This is a genomic window from Saccharopolyspora ipomoeae, assembly GCF_029952525.1.
Classification (GTDB): domain Bacteria; phylum Actinomycetota; class Actinomycetes; order Mycobacteriales; family Pseudonocardiaceae; genus Saccharopolyspora; species Saccharopolyspora ipomoeae.
Genome location: NZ_JASAOF010000031.1, coordinates 19,827 through 39,757, shown reverse-complemented (window position 1 = coordinate 39,757; position 19,931 = coordinate 19,827). Strand labels below are relative to the sequence as shown.

The window sequence follows — 19,931 nt, the reverse complement described above, 5'->3', positions numbered from 1 at the left end:
GAAGCCGTCCGAGCCCCGGGGCGCCCGCCCCGGGGTGATCCTCCGGCGGCCGATGTGAGGGGAGGTTCGGCGTGTCCCAGGGTCGACGCCGCACACGAGGAGCGGTTCCCCTGCTGGTGGGCCCCGTGCTGGTGTCCATCAGCCTGGTGGCCGGGTGCACGAACGCCCCGCCGCCGCAGCTCGTGGCACCGAACCCGACGACCAGCGAACCCAGCACCAGCACCCCGGCGCAGCCGATGCCGATCGAGGTCGTCGTCGGCCTCGACGAGCTCGAAGGCGGGTTCAACCCGCACACCCTCGCCGACCTGTCACCGACCAGCTCCGCGCTGGCCGGCCTCATGCTGCCCTCGGTGTTCCGGCCCGGCGCCGACGGCGCCCTGCAGCTCGACACCAACCTGATGGACTCGGCCGAGATCGTCCCGGACGCCGAGAAGTTCACCGTCCGGTACCGGATCAAGCGCGAAGCCAGCTGGTCCGACGGCGCGCCGATCGCCGCCGAGGACTTCGTCTACCTGTGGGAACAGCTCAAGTCCCAGCCCGGAGTGGCCGACCCGGCCGGATACCGGCTGATCGACGACGTCGCCTCCCGGCAGGGCGGCAAGACCGTCGACGTGACCTTCAGCAGACCCTTCGCCGGGTGGCAGACGCTGTTCAACAACCTGCTGCCCGCGCACCTGCTGCGCTCCGCCCCGCGCGGCTGGGCGACCGTCCTCGACGACGGCTACCCGGCCTCCGGCGGGCCGTTCGCGATCCGGCAGATCGACCTGGACCGCGGCGAGATCATCCTGGAGCGCAACGACCGCTACTGGGGCCCGCCCGCCAAGTCCGACCGGATCGTGCTGCGCGCCCTCGACAAGACCCGCCAGGTGGAGGCGCTGCGCAGCGGCGACAGCCACCTCGCCCTGTTCAGCCCCGACGCGCGCACCGTCCAGTCGCTGCGCGAACTCGGCGACCAGGTGCAGCTGATGACCGTGCCGCGCCCGGCCACGATGGAGATGCTGCTGCGGCAGGACAGCCGCGCCCTCGCCGACACGAAGGTCCGGCAAGCCGTCATGGCCGCGCTCGACCGCCCCGCGCTGATCGAAGCCGGGACCGAAGGCGGCCCCGGCGACCAGCTGCACGCGCACGCCCAGGTCCTCGCCCCGTCCGAGCACGGCTACACCCCGACCGAACCCGCCGGGGCACTGCCCAAGAAGCCCGACCCGGCGCAGGTCCAACGGCTCCTGACCGACGCCGGCTACCAGCGCAGCGGCGGCTCGTGGATCCGCGACGGACGCCCGCTGAACCTGGTGATCGCCGCCCCCTTCGAGCACGAGGGCTACATCAAGATCGCCGAGGCCGCCGCCCAGCAGCTCCGCGACCAGGGCATCCAGGCCACCGTCGTGACACCGACCGGGGACCAGCTCTTCGGCGACATGCTCGCCACCGACCCGCACTCGGCCGAGGCCGGTACCTCCGGCACCGTCGACATGGCCGTCGCGCCCCGCCCGGCGGGCGGCGACCCGGCCGCCACCATGGCCTCGTCCTACGGGTGCCCCGGTGTCGACACCGACGATCAGACGCTGCCGTACAACGCGGCCGGGTTCTGCGACGAGCTCCTGCAGCCGACCATCGACGCCGCCCTGAGCGGGAAGCTGTCGTTCCAGCAGGCGTCGACCAACGTCGAATCCGTGCTGTGGCGGGACGCGATCGCTCTGCCGCTGTACCAGCAGGCCCAGGTGCTGGCGCTCACCAAGGAGGCTCGGGGGGTTCAGCCCGGGAACGGGTTTGCCGGGCCGTTCTCCACAGCTGCCGACTGGTTGGGCACACCGGCTGAAAACGATGGCTATTAATGGTGTTTTCTTGTGTTGTGGTCTTGTTTGCTCGTCACTGCTGATGGTTTGGGGTTTCGTCTACTGACAAGACTCTGTGGTCTTGTTGCTTGGCGGTGCGGGTAGCGGAACCTGACACGCCTTCTGGCTCCGGGATCCGAGGCTTGTGTATGCCAATACACGACACGTCGGCTGTCCTCCCCAGAAGACGTGTCAGAACCCGCGGCGGTGCCAGGTGCTTGGGTGGGGTACTGAGAAACCGCCTTCGGCGGTTGCCTGACGGTGGTCGGGGTCAGGGTCGTGGCTCCTGGCTCGACGTTTAGGCTGGACCGGTGACGCTGACGGCCCCACCGCGGTTGCTGCTGGTACACGCGCATCCAGATGACGAGACCCTGTGGACCGGCGGGACGATCGCCCGCTACGCGGCGCGGGGGGTGCAGGTGTACGTGGTGACCTGCACTCTCGGCGAGGAGGGCGAGGTCATACCGGAGAGCCTGCAGGGGTTGGTGGCCGATCAGGCCGACCAGCTCGGCGGTTATCGCGTCGGTGAACTCCGCTCGGCCTGCGCCGCGCTGCGCGTCGCCGACCAGCGGTTCCTGGGCGGCGTCGGCCGGTGGCGCGACTCCGGGATGCTCTGGGAGCAGCCCGGCCAGGCGACCTCCCGCCCCGACGCGCATCCGCGCGCCTTCGCCACCGGCGATCCCGAGCCGCAGACCGCGGCCCTCGCGGAGATCCTCGACGAGGTGAAACCGCAGGTCGTCGTCACCTACGCCGAGGACGGCGGCTACGGCCACCCCGACCACATCCGCGCGCACGAGATCACCCGCGCCGCCGTCGAGCGGGTGCCGGACGTGGAGCGGCTGTTCTACGCGGTCCCGTCGCGCGACGCGCTGGCCGCCGGGCTCGCCGACCTCGCCCGCGCCGACGACCTGCCGTTCGACCTGCCCGAACCGCACGAGCTGGCCAGCGTCGCCGACGAGACGATCACCACCGTCATCGACATCGCCGAGCACCTGCCCGCCAAGATCAGCGCGCTGCGGGCGCACGGCACCCAGGTCAAGGTCTGGGTCGAGCAGTGGCGCAACGGTGACGGAGTCGCCTCCTACGCGCTGTCCAACGGCGTCGCCCACCCGGTCGTGACCACCGAGCACTACGTGCTGGCCACCGGACCGTCCGAGGGCTGCGAGGCGGACCTGTTCGGCGGGCTCGGGGTGAGCGGCACCGAACCGGTGGGGGAGCGGTGACGCGCTCCGACGCCGTGGTGTTCGGATTCCTGCTGGTCGACGCGGTGCTGCTGGCGATCCTGGAGCTCATGTTCCTGCCGCTTTACATCGGCTCCGTGCAGTTCCCGATCACCGCCGCCGTGGCCGCGGTGACGACGCCGCTGCTCGTCGCCGCCGCCGGCCGCATCTCGAAGAGCCGTCGCGTCGCGGGCGCTCCGCTGGTCCTCTGGTTCGCCGTCGTCCTGATCTTCGGCGTCCTGGGGCCCGGAGGCGACGTGGTCCTCATGGGCAGCGACTGGCGCACCCTCCTGTTCATCGCGGGCGGCGCCCTCCCCAGCGCCATGATGCTCGGCATGGTCCTCGCCAAGCCCACGCCCTGACCTCCCCCAACACGCCCGACCCACCCCCAGCACCGTCGAAGACCGCAACATTCACCGGTCGAAAACCGCGGTTCTCGACACGACGAATGTTGCGGTCTTCGACCTGGGGGTTCTGCAGAATGGGTGCATGACCGAGGTTCTGACCGATGAGCGGATCGCGGGGGTGTTGCGGCCGTTCGTGCGGGCGGCGTCGCCGGTGCTCAACGCGTTGCGGGAGGCCGATCCCGTGCGGCTGCGGGGGCGGGAGATCGAGGCGCTCGGCGACGGGGCCGTGAACAAGCTGCTCCGGCAGCTCGATTCCATGCAGCTGCCCGGCAGCTCCACCTGGGACTCGATGAGCGTCGACGAGCGCTGCGACTGGTGGACGCTGCGGGTGGGGCGGTTCCTCGCGCTGGCGGCCGGGCTGCCGCGGTTCGGCGGGGCGATCACCTCGCGGCTGCCGCTGCGCAACGCGCTGGGCATCACCGGGCAGAGCCTCGTGCTCTGCGCGATCGCCGGTGAGCACGGGGTCACCGACCCGGCCGTCAAGGTCCGGCTGATCGCCGAGGTGCTGCTGGACCGCGAGATCAGCCCCGAGCTGGCCGCCGGGACCGCCGCCGACGACGAGCAGGCGCAGGAGCTCACCGAGGATCTCGACGCCTCGAAGCGCAAGCACGGTAAAGCGACCGTGAAGGCCGTGGTGCGCACGGTGTGGCGCATGGCACGTGCGCTCTGGGAGATCGATTCGGAGCTCGACAAGCGGCCGCAGGGGCGGCTGCACCACCAGATGCTCGGGAACCTGCCGGTCGTGGGCGTCATCGGCGGTTACCTGGGGGAACGTTCGGCGCTCAAGCGAATCGGCCGGAAGGGCGCGGAGTGGTTGGGCCGGAACGGTTTACGCCGTTAACTCAACCGAAGTAGAGTCGTCTGGACTCCCGAGCTGTGGGACCAGTTCCCCGCGCGCGGGGGTCCGCGAGATACTGTCAGCAGTCGCGGCAGGAGATTCCTGCGCGCGAGTTGGACAACGCTTCGAGCTGGAGTGCAACCGTGACCTACGTGATCGCCGAGCCGTGCGTGGACGTGCTCGACAAGGCATGCATCGAGGAGTGCCCTGTCGACTGCATCTACGAGGGCGGGCGGATGCTCTACATCCACCCCGATGAGTGCGTCGACTGCGGTGCCTGCGAGCCGGTCTGCCCGGTCGAGGCCATCTACTACGAGGACGACGTCCCGGACGAGTGGACCGCCTACACGAAGGCGAACGTGGACTTCTTCGACGAGCTCGGCTCGCCGGGTGGTGCCGCGAAGGTGGGCAAGGTCAACAAGGACGTCGAGCCCGTCACGAGCCTGCCGCCTCAGGGCGAATGAGTTCCACGACCGGCCCGGGCGCAGCGACGCCCGGGCCCCGGCTTCCTGACTTCCCCTGGGATTCGCTGGCACCGCACAAGGCGACCGCGCAGGCCCACCCGGACGGCATCGTCGATCTGTCCGTGGGCACGCCGGTCGACCCGGTCCCGGCGAAGCTCCAGGAGGCGCTCTCGTCCGTGGCGGACGTGCCGGGCTACCCGGCCACCCACGGCACTGCCGACCTGCGCGAGGCGGCCGTGGCGTCGCTGCGCAGGCGCTACGGGATCACCGGCCTGGAGCCGGACGCGGTGCTGCCGACCATCGGCTCCAAGGAGCTGGTGGCGTGGTTGCCGACGCTGCTGGGCGTGCGTCCCGGCGACGTCGTCGCGATCCCGGACCTGGCCTACCCGACCTACGAGGTCGGCGCCAAGATCGCCGGTGCCGAGGTCGTCCGGCTCGCCCCCGGTGAGCTGCCGCCCGTCGGCACCCGGCTGCTCTGGCTGAACTCGCCGTCCAACCCGACCGGCCGCGTGCTCACCGCCGACGAGCTCGGCCGGATGGTGCGCGCCGCCCAGGACATGGCCGCCGCGGTGGCCTCCGACGAGTGCTACCTGGCGCTGGGCTGGGACGCCGAGCCGGTCTCCGTGCTGCACCCCTCGGTCGGCGCCGCGCGCGACGGCCTGCTGGCGGTGCACTCGCTGTCGAAGTCGTCGAACCTGGCCGGCTACCGCGCCGGGTTCGTCACCGGTGACCCGGTGCTGGTCGCGCGGCTGCTGGAGCTGCGCAAGCACGCGGGCATGATCGTCCCGCGCCCGGTGCAGGAGGCGGTCACCGCCGCCCTGCACGACGACGAGCACGTCGCCGCCCAGCGCGAGCTCTACGCCGCGCGCCGCGCCGTGCTGCGGCCCGCGTTGGAGGCCGCCGGGTTCACCATCGAGCACTCCCAGGCGGGGCTGTACCTGTGGTCGACCCGGGGTGAGGACGCCTGGGCGACCGTGGAGTGGCTCGCCGAGCGCGGCATCCTCGCCGCGCCGGGCACGTTCTACGGCCCCGACGGCGGCCGTCACGTGCGCATCGCGCTCACCGCGACCGATGAGCGGATCGCGGCCGCGGCGAAGCGGTTGGGTGCTTGATCCCGACAGTTTTAGCCATAATTGACCATGATCGAAGTCCCTTTTGTCCGGTCAATTATGGCTAAAACTGTCCTCACACCGCGTCCCCGGCGGAGCTGAGCGCCTCCCAGGACTCGGGCCACCGCGCACGGCGGTCCGCCTTGCGGAACTCCTCGCGCGCCACCAGCCGCCCTGCCGCGAAGGCGATCGAGGCGTCCGGGCGCGGCCCGAGACCGTCGAGCAGCGCGCGGATCCGCTCCTCGGCCACGCACGCGTCCTGGTGCTCCCCGAGGACGTCCTGGAAGCCCTTCGTGGCCTTGATCAGCCGCTTCACCGGGGCGCCGAGCAGCGGTTCGGCGAGCTCCGCGGTGTAGCGGAGCCGCTTGCCGTCGATGCGCAGCGCGTGCAGCTCGGCGTCGGCGGGTTCGGCGGGCAGCGCGCCGACGGCCTTGCCCAGCTTGCGGAACTCGCGCCGCACCAGCTTGCGCAGCTGGGCCGCCGCGTCCGCACCGGAATCCCGGCCGGGAAGTTCCCGAGTCGCCCGGGCGAGTCGTTCCAGCAGCTCGTCGTAGCGGTCGCTGTCCAGCGCCGCCAGCATGTCGTCCCGGGCCCGCAGGTAGTCGCCGTCCAGCCCCGAGATGAGCCGTTCCGCGGCGCCGCGCTCGGACTCCGGCAGGTCGGCCGACTCCGCCCGGAGCCGCTCCAGCAGCACGTCCAGGTCCCGGACCGGGCCCAGAGCCCTGCCCAGCCAGCCCAGCTCGGCGCGCAGCGGCTCGGACTCCTCCCGGTCCAGGAACGGCCTCGCCGAGCGCAGCATCGCCCGCATCCGCCGGACCGACACCCGCATCTGGTGCAGCTCCTCGGGATCTTCCCCGACCCGAGTCCCGGCCTCGTGCGCGCGCAGCGCCCGCAACCGCTGGTCCAGCCCGGCGCGAACGTGAGCCGCGATCGGGGCCTTGCGCCCCACCTCGACCGGCTCGGCGGCGAGCACGTCCTCGAGAAGCCGGGTAGCAGCCATCCCCCATGCTAAACCGGACAACTCACCCCGAGGCTTGCTCCGAACGGGCCAAAATCAACCCGAAGGGCCCCTCCCACCTGCGGCGGAAGGGGCCCTCGCGAGCTAGCGGATGATCAGTCGTTGGCGTGCAGGGCGGCGTTGAGCTCGACCTTGCCGCCGGTCTTGTTGACGACCTCGACCGCGCCGGTCGTGGAGTTGCGGCGGAACAGCAGGCCGTCGTTGCCCGAGACCTCGGAGGCCTTGGTCAGCGTGCCGTCCGGCAGCGTGATCTTGGTGCCGGCCGTGACGTACAGGCCCGCCTCGACGACGCAGTCGTCGCCCAGCGAGATGCCGATGCCGCCGTTGGCGCCGATCAGGCAGCGCTCACCGATGGAGATGACCTCCTTGCCGCCGCCCGACAGCGTGCCCATGATCGACGCGCCTCCGCCGACGTCGGAGCCGTCGCCGACCACGACACCGGCCGAGATGCGGCCCTCGACCATCGAGGCGCCCAGCGTCCCGGCGTTGAAGTTCACGAAGCCCTCGTGCATCACGGTCGTGCCGCTGGCCAGGTGCGCGCCCAGCCGGACCCGGTCCGCGTCGCCGATGCGGACGCCGGAGGGCACCACGTAGTCGACCATGCGCGGGAACTTGTCGACGCTGTACACGGTCACCGGACCGCGCGCCCGCAGCCGCAGCCGGGTCGCCTCGAAGCCCTCCACCGGGCACGGCCCGTGGTTGGTCCACACGACGTTCGCGAGCAGGCCGAACTGGCCGTCCAGGCTCACCCCGTGCGGGCGCACCAGGCGGTGCGAGAGCAGGTGGAGCCGCAGGTAGACGTCGTGCGCGTCGGCCGGGGCGTCGGCCAGCTTGGCGATGTCGACGCGGACCGCGATGACCTCGACGCCGCGGGCGTCATCCCGCCCGAGCAGCGCGACACCGGCCTCGCCGAGGGACTCGGCGGCCTGCTCGGCGGTCAGCTTCGTCGTGCCGGACTCGCCGGACTCGCTGAGCTTGACGGTGGGGAACCAGGTGTCGAGAACCGTGCCGTCGTCGGTCACGGTCGCCAGGCCCACGCCGTGGGCACCCGTGGTCTGCGGGTCGGGGATGTTCGCGCTCATGCCCAAAACGGTAATCGGCAACACCCCGCTCGGCCCGCACGGGGTCAGGACTTCAGGGCGCTCGGCAGGTGGCATCCCGTGGTCAGCGTCAGGATCGTCGCCTTCGCGGTCCCGAAGGTGTAGACGGCGCCGTAGGAGTCGTTGCCGGTGATCTCGTGATCCCCGGTCCGGTTCACGATGATCTCCGGCTCGCCGAAGCCGTACTCGGCGGTGATGGACCGGACGATGGACACCGCGCTGGGCCAGTCGTGGTCGGCGATCGGCTCCGCCGCCCGCCAGGACTCCAGCACGCGGCTCTCGGCGTCGGACCCGGCGAACTCGGTGCAGTCCACTCTCGTCTCGGGCGTGGACACCGCCCACCGGAGCGGTCCGACCAGGTGGTCGAGGAGATCGCGCAGCCGCTCCTGCATCTGGCCGTACTGCGCGATGATCTGCTCGATGCTCGGTCGCTGCTGCAGCGCACTTCGCGGGTCCAACACCGGTACCCCCGTCAGAGACACACGTCTTAGCGGACGTCTTCGGATGATGCCGGACCGCTGTCACGGAGCCGTGACGGGACGACGCCACGGACGTGTGATGCCGCTCTCAGATGGCCAGACCGAGGCTCATCGCCCCCAAGGCCAGCAGCGGGGCGACGATCAGGGTGATCAACCCCGTCGCCACCGCGCCCCCGGTCGAGCCGGGCCGGACCACCCTGATCCACAGCAGGATCGGCGCGGCGAGCAGGACCAGCACGGCCACGATCGCAGCGACCCCGACCGGGAGGCAGGTGCCCGACGAGCCGGAATCGCACGGGACGGACGCGGCGAAGACGCCGATCACGCCGGTGAACCAGATCGCGGGGAACGCCGCGAGGGTGGCGATCACGGCGAAGATCACCGCAGCAGTCCGCCCGCTGGTGTCCACGTCGCTCATCCCTTCACCGCCAGATGGCACCCGGTGCGGACGCTCAGGACGGTGTTGGCGGCCGAACCCAGTTGGAGCTTCGCTCCGTAGGAGTTGTGCAGCTCGATCTTGTGGTCGCCGGGGCGGTCGGTCACCACGTGCAGTTCGGTGAACCCGCGCGTGCTGCCCACCTCGGTGGCGATCTGCAGCGCCCGCTCCCACTTCTCGTCCGGGATGCCACCTTCCTGCATCCACGTCGCGAGAGTGCGCTGCTCGGCGCCGGGCACGTCGGCGAAGTCCGTGCAGGCGGACTGGCCCGTGTTGCCCTTGTCGCTGAACTCCGGCAGCCCCAGCTCGGCCACCAACCGCTCTCGGAGCTCCTGCTGCATCCGGTCGTAGTCGGCGGTGACCTCTCCCAAGGTGGGACGCTGCCGCAGTGCGTTGAGCTGGTCTTCCATGCTTCCCCCGTCGGGCTGTCCCGCGCACCCCGTCAGGAGCGCGGCGGCCAGGATCAGTGGTGCGAGTCGCCTCATGAGAACAGGTCCTTGACGTCGGCAATGCGGTCGCTGCCCCAGTCGTGCACAGCCGAAGCGCCTTCCTGCACCTGGTGGGGGACGTAGGACAGGGCATCGCCGACGCCGTCGGTCTTGCCCTCCACCGCGTTCTCCGGCACGCCACCCACCACCGAGGCGATGTTGTGCTGGCTCGTCGTGTCCGGGTGGAGGTAGTCGCTGTGCCCGGTGACCTGCGCGCCTTCCTCGGACTTCTCCGTCGACAGATCGGTGAACCCGTCCATGTGCGACGGGTCGCCGCCGAACCGGGACAGGTCTGCGACGAAGTCGTCCTTGGCCTCCAACCGGTAGGTGTGGCCCTCCGGGACGTGCAGGTCCTCGATGTCGTTGGTGCCCACGCCGGGGGAGCCGTAGATGATCGCGTCATCCACGCCGTGCCCGCCTCCCTGCAACGCGTAGCCGGTGGTCGTGGAGCCGTAGGAGTGGCCGATGGCGGTCAGGTGCGGGTCTGTGTCGCGGGAGCTGTTGATGCCCTTGTAGAACTCGTTGAGCTTCTCCCCACCTTCCTTCGCCGATTCCGAGCTGACCACGGAATCGCCGGTCACATCCGCGGTTTCGTCCGTCTGAGGGGCCTCGTAACCCAGCCAGAACACGCCCGCGACCTCGCCGTCCTTGCCGGCGCGCATCATCTCCCGCTGCGACTCGGCCACCAGGTTCTGGGTCTCGGCGTCGGCCCCCTTGAGGCTGTCCGCGGCAGTGGTGGTGAAGCCGGGCGTGAACACCGAGACGTGGTCGGCGGTGTCCACGTCTCCGACGGCGACAGCCGTTTTCACCCGCTCGCCGCTCGCGTCGAGGACGAGCAGCTGCCGGTTGTCCCGGGCGATCGTGTCCTCGACGGCATCGAGGTCCTTGAGCTTCGCGTCGAGCTGGTCGGCTTCGGCCTGCTCGTCCTCGCTGATCCCACCCTGCGCCAGTCGGTTTCGTTCGTCGCGCAGCTGGGAGCGGGTCTTGTCGAAGTTCGCGCGGTTGGCCTCGTCCCGGACGACGGCGGGGATGCCGTCGCGGTTGCCGAGCCACGGTGGTGGGTTCTCGCGGAGCGCCGAGCGCTGCTCGTCCGACAGGGACTTCCACCACGCCGCGTTGGCCTTCGCGGTGTTGTGCGGTGGTTGACCGGCGGAGTCGGCGAGCGCGGTCAGATCTTCGGTCTTCGCCGCGCTGGCCAGGGTGGTGCCCGCGCCTGCTCGGACTTCGTCCTCGTCGGCCGCGTCGAGGGCTTCGGCGAGGGCCGCGTCGGTGGCTTCTGCCTGGTCGAGGATCTTCTCGATCTCGTCGACCAGGTCGTCGCGGACCCGGATGCGTTGCGCGCGGACCTGTTCCGCCTCGCCGGCCGGCACGTTCTCCGGTGGCTTGACGTCGCGGACGCCGCCTTCCTCGGTGATCTGGAAGCCGTGGCCCTCGGCCTCCCGGTCGGCCATCTCCACCCGGCGCTTGATCACGGTGACCTCGTCGGCGGCGGTGGCGACGGCAGCGCGGACCGTGGCGACCTCGGCGACCAGCGAACGCATCCGCTCCACGAGCTCGCGGTGCTGGTCGGCGGAGCGCTGGGCGGCGTCGCCGGTCCAGCCGTCGGGGTTGCGGGAGGCGTCGAGCTCGTCCTGCAGGTTGATCAGGTCGTCGCGGCGGTTGCCGAGCTGCTGGTGCACGGCGTCGAGCTGCTCGGGCTTCCACCGGCGCACGTCGGCGTAGCTGACCACGTCGTTCACCGCCCCGCCGAGTCGATGCCGCGGGCGCCGTCGCGGTCGCCGCGCTCGTACTCGTCGGCCGAGCTCGTCAGCGCTTCGCCGTGGGCGCGGGCGTCGCCGCCCCAGGTCTTGAGCGTGCGCTGCCAGCTCTGCGCGACCCGCTTGGCCGCGCCCTCGCTCTTGCCACCCGGCATCGCCTCGGCGATGTCGGTGGCCGGGTCGCCGAGCCGCACCTGCTCGGCCTGCTCCCCGGCGAGCACCGCCTTCCGACCGGCCGCGCGCAGCGCCTCCGGTTCCGCCCTGTAGCTCATGTCCGCCTCCGCGAGCCGCCCGATTCGATGCGGGAGCCTAGCCCGCTGATCTTGACTCTGATGGCGGTTCGGGCGATTCGGTTCCCGCCGGTGCAGGTCACGCAGTTCACCCGAGTAGCCTGCCGGGCGTGACCGCTTCGTTGGACCTCACCTCGGACCCCGTCGAGCTGACCGCCGCGCTGGTGGACATCCCCAGCGTCTCCGGCTCGGAGAAGACCATCGCCGACGCCGTCGAGCAGGCGTTGCGAGCGCAGGCCCCGCACCTGGAGGTCGTCCGCAACGGCGAAGCCGTGCTGGCGCGCACGAACCTCGGCCGCGACGCGCGCGTCGTGCTGGCCGGGCACCTCGACACCGTGCCGATCAACGACAACCTGCCGTCGCACCGCACCGGTTCCGGTGACGAGGAGCTGCTGCACGGCTGCGGCACCACGGACATGAAGAGCGGCGACGCGGTCATGCTGAACCTGGCCGCCGCGCTCACCGAACCGCGCCACGACCTGACCTTCGTGTTCTACGACTGCGAGGAGATCGAAGCCGAGCGCAACGGTCTCGGCCGCATCGAGCGCGAGCTGCCGGAGTGGCTCGACGGCGATCTGGCGGTGGTGTGCGAGCCGTCGAACGGCTCGATCGAGGCGGGCTGCCAGGGCACGATCCGCGTCGAGGTCCGCACCACCGGCGCCCGCGCGCACACGGCGCGCGCGTGGATGGGGGAGAACGCGATCCACGCCGCGCAGCCGATCCTGCAGCGGCTGGTCGAGCACACCCCGCGCAACCCGGTGATCGACGGTCTCCAGTACCGGGAGGGGCTGCAGGCGGTGAAGATCGCCGGCGGCGTCGCGGGCAACGTCGTCCCGGACTCGTGCGTGGTCACGGTCAACCACCGCTTCGCCCCCGACAAGTCCGCCGAGCAGGCCGAAGCCGAACTGCGCGAACTGTTCTCGGGTTACGAGGTCGTGGTCACCGACCTCTCGGCGGGTGCCCTGCCCGGCCTGACCTCGCCGGCCGCCGCCGAGCTCGTCGCGGCTTCCGAGGCGGAGCCGGTCGCCAAGCTCGGCTGGACCGACGTCGCCCGCTTCGCGGCCAGGGGCCTCCCGGCGGTCAACTTCGGACCCGGCAACCCGACCCTGGCCCACACCCAGCACGAGCACGTCCGCACGGCGGAGATCCGCCACTGCGCGGCCACCCTCCACCGCTTCCTCGCCTGACCCCTCACCCCGCCCGGGAGGTCCCCGAATACTCCGGTATTCCGTCCCCCGATTACGGGAGTTCTCCGTGCGGAACACGGATTACCGCCGTAATCGGGTACCCGAATACTGCGGTAATCGGGTACCGGATTACCGGAGTAATCGAGGACCCGCTGGGGGCGGGAGGGGGTTAGGCGGTGCCGAGGACCTCCGTGTCGGCCGGTTCTTCGGTGGCTCTTTGCTGGGGGAGGGCTGGGGCGGGGGTGGTTTCGGCCGGGAGGTCCGCGGCTCGGCGTTCGGCTTCGGTGAGCTCCTGGGGTTCGGGTTCGCTCGGGACCTCCGCTTCCGCGGGGGTCTCGGATGCCGATTGGGTGCCCGGTTGTTGCTGGATGGTGTCGACGAACCGGAGGAGTTCGACCGGGAACGGCAGGACCAGCGTGGAGTTCTTCTCCGCCGCGACCTCGACGACCGTCTCCAGCAGGCGCAGCTGCAGCGCAGCGGGGGTGTCGGACATGACGCGGGCGGCGTCGGAGAGCTTGCGGGAAGCCTGGAACTCGCCGTCGGCGGAGATCACCCGCGACCGGCGCTCGCGCTCCGCCTCGGCCTGGCGGGCGATGGAGCGCTTCATCGACTCCGGCAGCGAGACGTCCTTGATCTCCACCCGGTCGATGTGCACGCCCCACTCCAGCGCCGGGCTGTCGATCATGATTTCCAGGCCCTGGTTGAGGCGTTCGCGGTTGGACAGCAGGTCGTCGAGGTCGCTCTTGCCGATGATCGACCGCAGCGAGGTCTGGGCGAGCTGACCCATCGCGAACAGGTAGTCCTCGACGTTGACCACGGCCCGCGCCGCGTCCTGCACCCGGAAGTACACGACCGCGTCGACCCGGACCGTGACGTTGTCGCGGGTGATGCCCTCCTGCGCGGGCACCGGCATCGTGACGATCTGCAGGTTCACCTTCCGCAAGTGGTCCACGGCGGGAACGATCGTGGTGATCCCGGGGCCGCGGGTGAGCTCCTGCAGCCTGCCGAAGCGGAACACCACGCCCCGCTCGTACTGCTTGATGATCTTGACGCTCGAAGCGACGTAGACGACACCGAGCACGAGGATTGCGATGAGCAGTTCGATGAGCATGATCGACTCCCGGGCTCGTGGGGGACGGCCCGACGGCGCTGGAGCGCCTGCGTAGATCAGGAGCGGATCTGCGGGTGGCGCCCGGCTCGCGTCGCCGGCGCCGCTAGATCTTTTCTTCGTATCGTACGCCGCGAGACGGCCCTGTGAATCCCCCGTGAACAGGCATTTCACCGTCCGCGTACAGCGGCGGGGCGACTCGGAGAACGATCGGCGGCTGCGTAGGCTCGACACCATGACAGTCGATGGCCAGTGGGGTGAACCCAACGGCGTGGAGCGCCCGCACGAGAAGCAACGCGGACCCGTGGTGCTGCGCCGCTCCAGATTGAGCGAGCCGACCACCACCGACCAGCGCCTGCTGGACTCCAGAGGCCCTTCCGACTGGGTGCACACCGACCCGTGGCGGGTGCTGCGGATCCAGGCCGAGTTCGTCGAGGGCTTCGGCGCGCTGGCCGAGGTGCCGCGCGCGGTCACCGTCTTCGGTTCCGCCCGCACCCCGCGCGAGCACCCCGAGTACGCCACCGGCGTGGCGCTGGGCAAGGCGCTGGCCGAGATCGGCTGCGCGTCCATCACCGGCGGCGGCCCCGGCACGATGGAGGCCGTCAACCGCGGCGCCTCCGAGGCCGGCGGGCTGTCGATCGGCCTGGGCATCGAGCTGCCGTTCGAGCAGGGCCTGAACCCGTGGGTCGACCTGGGCGTCAACTTCCGGTACTTCTTCGTCCGCAAGACGATGTTCATGAAGTACGCGCAGGCGTTCATCTGCCTGCCCGGCGGCTTCGGCACCATGGACGAGCTGTTCGAGGCGCTGACCCTGGTGCAGACGAAGAAGGTCACCAAGTTCCCGGTCGTGCTCTTCGGCAGCGACTACTGGCAGGGGCTCTACGACTGGATCCGGGACCGGATGCTCGAAGGCGGCAAGATCGGCGAGAAGGACATGGAGCTGCTGCACGTCACCGACGACATCGACGACGCGGTGTCGATCGTGCAGGAGGCCTACGAGGCGTGGGAGGCGACCCATTGAACACCCCTTCGGCGGACGTATCGGTCTGCGTCTACTGCGCGTCCGGGCCGGTGCCGCAGCACTACCTGGACCTGGCCGCCGAGGTGGGTCGCAAGATCGCCAAGCGCGGGTGGACGCTGGTCTCCGGCGGCGGCAAGGTCTCGATGATGGGCGAGATCGCCCGCGCGGCCCGCGCCGACGGCGGCCGCACCATCGGCGTCATCCCGCGGGCGCTGGTCGACCGCGAGGTCGGTGACACCGATTCCGACGAGCTGCTGGTCGTCGACACCATGCGCGAGCGCAAGGGCCTGATGGACGCGCACTCCAACGCGTTCCTGACCCTGCCCGGCGGCATCGGGACCTGCGAGGAGCTCTTCGAGATCTGGACCGCCCGCTACCTGGGGATGCACGCCAAGCCGGTGGTGCTGCTCGACCCGGACGGGCACTTCCAGGGCCTGCTGGACTGGCTCAACGGCCTGGTGGAGACCGGTTTCGCCTCGCAGCGCTCGCTCGACGTGCTGACCGTGACCGCCGACGTCGACGAAGCCCTCGACGCCCTCGCCGCATGAGCGCACGACAGCTGCGGTTCCGGGACAAGGAGATGCCGTCCGACCGGCCGCTGGTGATGGGCATCGTCAACCGGACCCGCGACTCGTTCTTCGACCGCGGCCGCACGTTCGCCGCCGACGCCGCGCTCGCCGCGGTCGACCGGGCGGTGGCCGACGGGGCGGACATCGTCGACATCGGCGGTGTCCGCGCCGGTGCGCAGGGCGAACGCGTCGACGCCGCCGACGAGGCGGCCCGGGTGGTGCCGTTCGTGACCGCGGTCCGCGAGCGGCACCCGAACCTGGTGATCAGCGTCGACACCTGGCGGCACGAGGTCGCCGCCCAGGTCTGCGAAGCGGGCGCAGACCTGCTCAACGACACCTGGGCGGGCGCCGACCCGAAGCTGGCCGAGGTCGCCGCCGAGCACCGCGTCGGCGTCGTCTGCTCGCACACCGGCGGGCTCGCCCCGCGCACCGACGCCTACCGCCCCCGCTACGCCGACGTGGTCGCCGAGGTGACCGCGGAGCTCGTCGAGCGGGCCGAGCGGATGGTGGCGCTCGGCGTTCCGGCCGAAGGCGTGCTCATCGACCCGACGCACGACTTCGGCAAGAACACCTGGCACGGCCTGGCGCTGCTGCGCCGGGCGGGCGAGCTCGTCGACACCGGCTGGCCGGTGCTGATGGCGCTGTCGAACAAGGACTTCGTCGGCGAGACCCTCGGCACCGAGGTCACCGAACGGCTGGAGGGCACCCTGGCCGCGACAGCCGTGGCGGCGTGGCAGGGCGCCCGCGTCTTCCGCGCGCACCAGGTGCGCGAGACCCGCCGGGTCGTCGACATGGTCGCCACCATCTCCGGCACCCGGCAGCCGGATCAGGTGCTGCGCGGCCTGGCCTGAATCAGGCCACGCCGAGCGCGGTGCGGATCAGGTGGGTGAGGGCGGGGAACGGGATGTCCGGGCGGACCTCGCGCAGCACCGGCACCAGCCGGATCCAGCGCGACTGCACCCGCGGCGGGCTGGGCTGCTCGACGGCCAGCTCGTCGACGATCTCCGCGAGCCGCCACTTCGCCTCGTCGAGGTCGAGGCTCGGTGCGGGGTGCTGGTCGAGGACGTCGACCAGCGAGTTCAGGTAGACGCGGGCCTGGTCGAGGGCGGCCAGCCGGTCGGTGTGGTCGGTGGTGTCCCGGGGGCTCGGGGTGGCCGGGGCGGACCTGGCGAGCAGGCCGGCACCACTGGTCGTTTCCGCTTCGCGGTCGGGCACGGCAATCGGCTCCTGGTCGGGGTTCGGCGGAGGGAGGGTCGGCCTCCGTTTCACGATCCCCGAGTGTGCTCGATTCAGCCGATCGGGAGCGTCCGTTCGGGTCCACACCACCCGATCGGCCGACTCAAGCTGCTGTGACTCACATCATGGAGGTCCTGATCGCGAAAGGACCTTGGTCCTCTTGTGTGGAGGCGGTGACACTGCCCGGAAATATCCGTAGAGTCGCTACCTGTGAAGGCTGATGCGCTCCGCGGCCACCTGGACGCCCTGCTCCTGGCCACCCTCGACGGCAGGGCGTTGCACGGTTACGCGATCATCGAGGCTTTGCAGGAACGCAGTGGTGGCGCCCTGGACCTGCCCACCGGCACGGTCTACCCGGCGCTGCGCAGACTAGAGCGAGCCGGATTCGTGCAGAGCTCCTGGAGCACCGTTGGCGGCCGCCAGCGGCGCACGTACCGGCTCACCCAGGCGGGCACCCAAACCCTCCAGGCGGAACGCCGCGCCTGGCGAGAATTCACCCACGCCATCGAAGGAGTCCTCACGGCTCCTGCCAAGACCTGAGCACCCGCCAAGACCGGATCTCCGTCCGCGGTCGTCTTGCTCGGCGGTGCGGGTAGCGGAACCTGAGACGCCGTCTGGACTCCGTGCGCCGCTCCTGATGTATGCCAGCCAATACGCGGCGTCCCGGCGTACTCGCCAGACGACGTCTCAGAACCCGCGGCGGTGCGGGCTGCGAGGGTGGTGTTCACGCCTCGCGGCTGCGCCGCGTGCGATCCGGCCGTCTGCCTGACGGTCGGTGGGGCGTGCCACGATTGGCTCCGTGGCTAGTGCGCTCATCTACGTGTTCGTGGTGCTGGCGGTCGCGGCCGTCGTGTACCTGCTCGCTTCGCTGGTGTTCGGGCGGGGCGAGCAGCTCGCGCCGCTGCCGCCCGGCTCCACGCCCACCCGGCTCCCCTCGTCCGACGTCGAGGGTTCCGACGTGCGCGCGGTCCGGTTCCAGCAGGTCCTGCGGGGCTACAAGGTCACCGAGGTGGACTGGGTGCTGGACCGGCTCGCCGGCGAGCTCGACGAGCTGCACGGACGGATCGCGGTGCTGGAGCGCCAGCTCGACGTCGCCGGGCAGGAGCTCGACAAGGCGCGCGCCCGGGGCGGTGCCGAGGATGAGTGACGGTGCCGTCGGCAACGGGGCTGCGGGTAACGGGGCCGCTGTAAACGGGGCGGTCGTCATCGGCGAGGACGGTCGCGCGCGGTGCCCGTGGGGCGCCGCGCAACCCGACTACGCCGCCTACCACGACCAGGAATGGGGAGTCGCGCTGCGCGGGGTCCCGGAGCTCTACGAGCGGATCACCCTGGAGTCGTTCCAGTCCGGCCTGTCGTGGCTGACGATCCTGCGCAAGCGCCCGGCCTTCCGCGAGGCCTTCGCCGGTTTCGACCCCGAGGAGGTCGCGGCCTTCGACGAGGACGACCGGCAGCGGCTGCTGGCCGACGCCTCGATCGTCCGCAACCGCGCCAAGATCGACGCCGCCATCACCAACGCCCGCGCGGTCCTGGACCTCGACGTCCCGCTCGACGACCTCCTCTGGTCCTTCGCCCCGCCCCGCAGGCCGGAATCCGAACGCCCGGCCGCGCTCGGCGACGTCCCCGCCATCACCGACGAGTCGAAGGCCATGGCCAAGGAGCTCAAACGCCGGGGCTTCGTCTTCGTCGGCCCCACCACCTGCTACGCCCTCATGCAGGCCACGGGCATGGTCGACGACCACCTCCAGCACTGCTGGCGAGCCTGACCGCGCGGGGGTTCCCGATTTCAATGGAAGTCGGGAACACGACTTCCATTGAAATCGGGTGGCCGAGGGTCAGCGGCCCGTGAAGTTGGGGTCGCGCTTGTCGACGAAGGCGGCGACCGCCTCCTTGTGGTCTGCCGTGAGGCCCGCTTCGTTCTGGGCGCCCGCTTCGACCGCGAGGGCTTCGTCGAGGGCCTCCGCGGAGGCTGCTTGGACGGCTTCCTTGATGCGGGCGTAGGCGAAGGTGGGGCCCGCGGCCATGCGGGTGGCCAGCTCCATCGCCACCGTCAGGGCGTCCTCGACGACCTGGTTGACCATGCCGATGCGCAGCGCCTCGTCGGCCTGCACCGGCTGGGCCAGCAGCAGCATCTCCATCGCGCGGCCGTAGCCGATCAGCCGCGGCAGCGTCCAGGAGGCGCCCGAGTCCGTGGACAGGCCCACGTTGGCGAAGGCCATCAGGAACTTCGAGCCGGTCGCCGCGATCCGCAGGTCGCTGGCGTAGGCGATCGCCGCGCCCGCCCCGGCCGCCGTGCCGTTGACGGCCGCGATCACCGGCTTGGGCATCGTCGCCAGCGCCTTGGTGATCGGGTTGTAGTGCTCCTCGACCGTCTTCAGCGGGCTCGGGTCGCCGCTGGAGAGGAGTTGGATGTGCTCCTTGAGGTCCTGTCCGGCGCAGAACGCCTTGCCCGCGCCGGTGATCACCAGCGCGCGCACCGAGTCGTCCGCCGCGGCTTCCCGCAGGGCCGTCAGCAGCGCCTGCTTGAGCTCGATGTTGAGCGAGTTGAACGACTCGGGGCGGTTCAACGTGAGCAGCCGCACACCAGCGGTGTCCTCGGTCAGCAGTACGTCGGTCACTCCAAGCTCCTTGCCTTGACGTCCGTTGCGGCGGGATCGCGCGAGCACTTCCACTGTGGACCGCGCGGCCGGCGCGCCGTCCCGGTTGGACGGTGTCCCCGCTGGTCGCCGGGACGGCCGCCGTGAGATCGGTGACACGCCGGAGTGGAACGGCTCCTCACGGTGATCGCAGACGGTGTCCGCGATGTGCCGAACGGCGCCGAAACACCCCACACGAACGGTGAGTCTGCCAGCCGTCGGCGATATTCGACCAGCGCACGGGCGACACGAGTTGATCGGTTCGGTTTCGTCCACGCCTCGGGATGGGGGAGAATGGGGGTGGACCCGAGCTGGTTGTGGCGACCAGCGGGGGAAGATTTCACGGAGGGAGCACGCTATGGCGGCCATGAAGCCCCGGACCGGTGACGGTCCCCTCGAGGTGGCGAAGGAGGGACGCGGCATCGTGATGCGCGTCCCGCTTGAGGGTGGTGGGCGGCTCGTCGTCGAGATGTCGGTCGAGGAGGCCAAGAACCTGGGCGACGCCCTGGAGTCGGCCACCGGCTGAGGCCGCCAGGCGGTCCGGGACGCGCTGCCGGCCGGCTGACGCGGTCACGGCGCCTCCCGGCCGAGGCGACAACTGAAAATCACGTCGACGAGCGACGAGCGTGCTCGTCGGGCCCCGGTGCCGAGCGCGGTGCCGGGGTCTCTCGTCGGCGCCCCAGTTCGAGTTCGCACGGCCAGTCCGTGCAGGAAGGTCTTCTCGTGCCCGGTGCCTCCG

Annotated in this window: 24 protein-coding genes; 14 read left to right on the top strand and 10 right to left on the bottom strand. The window is 70.8% G+C overall.

The annotated features are described in order from the left end of the window. Nucleotides 1-71: 71 nt before the first annotated feature. The 6 genes from QFW96_RS28305 to dapC all read left to right on the top strand — a co-directional run bounded on the left by QFW96_RS28305 (nucleotide 72) and on the right by dapC (nucleotide 5,873). Nucleotides 72-1,832: an ABC transporter family substrate-binding protein gene (locus QFW96_RS28305; RefSeq protein ID WP_281458802.1), complete on the top strand. Its 1,761-nt coding sequence runs from the start codon at nucleotides 72-74 to the stop codon at nucleotides 1,830-1,832. A gap of 311 nt (nucleotides 1,833-2,143) precedes the next feature. Continuing rightward, nucleotides 2,144-3,055, top strand: coding sequence for an N-acetyl-1-D-myo-inositol-2-amino-2-deoxy-alpha-D-glucopyranoside deacetylase (mshB, locus tag QFW96_RS28300; protein WP_281458801.1), 912 nt, complete (start codon nucleotides 2,144-2,146; stop codon nucleotides 3,053-3,055). Further along, entirely contained in the window at nucleotides 3,052-3,414 is a 363-nt protein-coding gene (locus QFW96_RS28295) for a hypothetical protein (RefSeq protein ID WP_281458800.1), read from the top strand. Before mshB ends, QFW96_RS28295 begins: the two co-directional genes overlap by 4 nt. Nucleotides 3,415-3,541: 127 nt before the next feature. Further along, nucleotides 3,542-4,300, top strand: coding sequence for a hypothetical protein (locus tag QFW96_RS28290; protein WP_281458799.1), 759 nt, complete (start codon nucleotides 3,542-3,544; stop codon nucleotides 4,298-4,300). A 140-nt stretch (nucleotides 4,301-4,440) separates the two neighbouring features. Beyond that, nucleotides 4,441-4,761 carry a ferredoxin gene (gene fdxA, locus QFW96_RS28285; protein WP_281458798.1) on the top strand — a complete coding sequence of 107 codons (321 nt, stop codon included), beginning with the start codon at nucleotides 4,441-4,443 and terminating at the stop codon, nucleotides 4,759-4,761. Then, on the top strand, nucleotides 4,758-5,873 hold the full coding sequence (gene dapC / locus QFW96_RS28280) for a succinyldiaminopimelate transaminase (RefSeq protein WP_281458797.1): 1,116 nt from the start codon (nucleotides 4,758-4,760) through the stop codon (nucleotides 5,871-5,873). Before fdxA ends, dapC begins: the two co-directional genes overlap by 4 nt. A 73-nt stretch (nucleotides 5,874-5,946) precedes the next feature. Here dapC and QFW96_RS28275 read toward each other — a convergent pair whose 3' ends face one another. From QFW96_RS28275 to QFW96_RS28245, 7 genes are all read right to left on the bottom strand, one after another. Next, nucleotides 5,947-6,870: a CHAD domain-containing protein gene (locus QFW96_RS28275; protein WP_281458796.1), complete on the bottom strand. Its 924-nt coding sequence runs from the start codon at nucleotides 6,868-6,870 to the stop codon at nucleotides 5,947-5,949. Nucleotides 6,871-6,983: 113 nt separating this feature from the next. Beyond that, nucleotides 6,984-7,970, bottom strand: coding sequence for a 2,3,4,5-tetrahydropyridine-2,6-dicarboxylate N-succinyltransferase (gene dapD / locus QFW96_RS28270; RefSeq protein ID WP_093415071.1), 987 nt, complete (start codon nucleotides 7,968-7,970; stop codon nucleotides 6,984-6,986). Between the two features lie 44 nt (nucleotides 7,971-8,014). Next, nucleotides 8,015-8,449: an LppA family lipoprotein gene (locus QFW96_RS28265; protein ID WP_281458795.1), complete on the bottom strand. Its 435-nt coding sequence runs from the start codon at nucleotides 8,447-8,449 to the stop codon at nucleotides 8,015-8,017. Nucleotides 8,450-8,555: 106 nt separating this feature from the next. After that, nucleotides 8,556-8,885, bottom strand: coding sequence for a hypothetical protein (locus QFW96_RS28260; protein WP_093415069.1), 330 nt, complete (start codon nucleotides 8,883-8,885; stop codon nucleotides 8,556-8,558). Continuing rightward, on the bottom strand, nucleotides 8,882-9,388 hold the full coding sequence (locus QFW96_RS28255) for an LppA family lipoprotein (protein WP_281458794.1): 507 nt from the start codon (nucleotides 9,386-9,388) through the stop codon (nucleotides 8,882-8,884). Before QFW96_RS28255 ends, QFW96_RS28260 begins: the two co-directional genes overlap by 4 nt. After that, nucleotides 9,385-11,121: an alpha/beta hydrolase gene (locus QFW96_RS28250; RefSeq protein WP_281458793.1), complete on the bottom strand. Its 1,737-nt coding sequence runs from the start codon at nucleotides 11,119-11,121 to the stop codon at nucleotides 9,385-9,387. Before QFW96_RS28250 ends, QFW96_RS28255 begins: the two co-directional genes overlap by 4 nt. Nucleotides 11,122-11,126: 5 nt before the next feature. Next, a complete protein-coding gene (locus QFW96_RS28245; protein ID WP_281458792.1) occupies nucleotides 11,127-11,420 on the bottom strand; it encodes a hypothetical protein in 294 nt (97 codons plus the stop codon). Between the two features lie 128 nt (nucleotides 11,421-11,548). On the opposite strand from QFW96_RS28245, the gene dapE reads away from it, so the two are divergent. Continuing rightward, entirely contained in the window at nucleotides 11,549-12,625 is a 1,077-nt protein-coding gene (gene dapE / locus QFW96_RS28240) for a succinyl-diaminopimelate desuccinylase (RefSeq protein WP_281458791.1), read from the top strand. Nucleotides 12,626-12,794: 169 nt separating this feature from the next. Here the strand turns inward: dapE and QFW96_RS28235 are convergent, their stop codons facing one another. Continuing rightward, complete coding sequence (locus QFW96_RS28235; RefSeq protein ID WP_281458790.1) at nucleotides 12,795-13,736, bottom strand: slipin family protein; 942 nt, start codon at nucleotides 13,734-13,736, stop codon at nucleotides 12,795-12,797. Between the two features lie 232 nt (nucleotides 13,737-13,968). Between QFW96_RS28235 and QFW96_RS28230 the strand changes: the two genes are divergently transcribed. The 3 genes from QFW96_RS28230 to folP are packed head-to-tail and all read left to right on the top strand — an operon-like array spanning nucleotide 13,969 to nucleotide 16,174. Then, nucleotides 13,969-14,754 (top strand): LOG family protein, encoded by a 786-nt coding sequence (locus QFW96_RS28230; protein ID WP_281458789.1) that lies wholly within the window; start codon nucleotides 13,969-13,971, stop codon nucleotides 14,752-14,754. Next, on the top strand, nucleotides 14,751-15,302 hold the full coding sequence (locus QFW96_RS28225; RefSeq protein WP_281458788.1) for an LOG family protein: 552 nt from the start codon (nucleotides 14,751-14,753) through the stop codon (nucleotides 15,300-15,302). Before QFW96_RS28230 ends, QFW96_RS28225 begins: the two co-directional genes overlap by 4 nt. Then, entirely contained in the window at nucleotides 15,299-16,174 is an 876-nt protein-coding gene (gene folP / locus QFW96_RS28220) for a dihydropteroate synthase (RefSeq protein WP_281458787.1), read from the top strand. The genes QFW96_RS28225 and folP overlap by 4 nt, the downstream gene beginning before the upstream one ends. Nucleotide 16,175: 1 nt before the next feature. Here folP and QFW96_RS28215 read toward each other — a convergent pair whose 3' ends face one another. Beyond that, nucleotides 16,176-16,538 (bottom strand): hypothetical protein, encoded by a 363-nt coding sequence (locus tag QFW96_RS28215; protein WP_281458786.1) that lies wholly within the window; start codon nucleotides 16,536-16,538, stop codon nucleotides 16,176-16,178. A gap of 231 nt (nucleotides 16,539-16,769) precedes the next feature. Here QFW96_RS28215 and QFW96_RS28210 point away from each other — a divergent pair, with 231 nt between their 5' ends. The 3 genes from QFW96_RS28210 (at nucleotide 16,770) to QFW96_RS28200 (ending at nucleotide 18,322) form a co-directional block, all read left to right on the top strand. After that, nucleotides 16,770-17,099 carry a PadR family transcriptional regulator gene (locus QFW96_RS28210; RefSeq protein WP_281458785.1) on the top strand — a complete coding sequence of 110 codons (330 nt, stop codon included), beginning with the start codon at nucleotides 16,770-16,772 and terminating at the stop codon, nucleotides 17,097-17,099. Between the two features lie 259 nt (nucleotides 17,100-17,358). After that, nucleotides 17,359-17,706, top strand: a complete 348-nt coding sequence (locus QFW96_RS28205) for a DivIVA domain-containing protein (protein ID WP_093415054.1) — start codon at nucleotides 17,359-17,361, stop codon at nucleotides 17,704-17,706. Beyond that, the gene (locus QFW96_RS28200) at nucleotides 17,699-18,322 is read left to right on the top strand and encodes a DNA-3-methyladenine glycosylase I (protein WP_281458784.1); all 624 of its coding nucleotides are present in this window, start codon (nucleotides 17,699-17,701) and stop codon (nucleotides 18,320-18,322) included. Before QFW96_RS28205 ends, QFW96_RS28200 begins: the two co-directional genes overlap by 8 nt. A 69-nt stretch (nucleotides 18,323-18,391) precedes the next feature. Here QFW96_RS28200 and QFW96_RS28195 read toward each other — a convergent pair whose 3' ends face one another. After that, nucleotides 18,392-19,174: an enoyl-CoA hydratase-related protein gene (locus tag QFW96_RS28195; protein WP_281458783.1), complete on the bottom strand. Its 783-nt coding sequence runs from the start codon at nucleotides 19,172-19,174 to the stop codon at nucleotides 18,392-18,394. Between the two features lie 376 nt (nucleotides 19,175-19,550). Between QFW96_RS28195 and QFW96_RS28190 the strand changes: the two genes are divergently transcribed. Continuing rightward, nucleotides 19,551-19,718, top strand: coding sequence for a DUF3117 domain-containing protein (locus QFW96_RS28190; protein ID WP_281458782.1), 168 nt, complete (start codon nucleotides 19,551-19,553; stop codon nucleotides 19,716-19,718). Nucleotides 19,719-19,931: the final 213 nt, after the last annotated feature.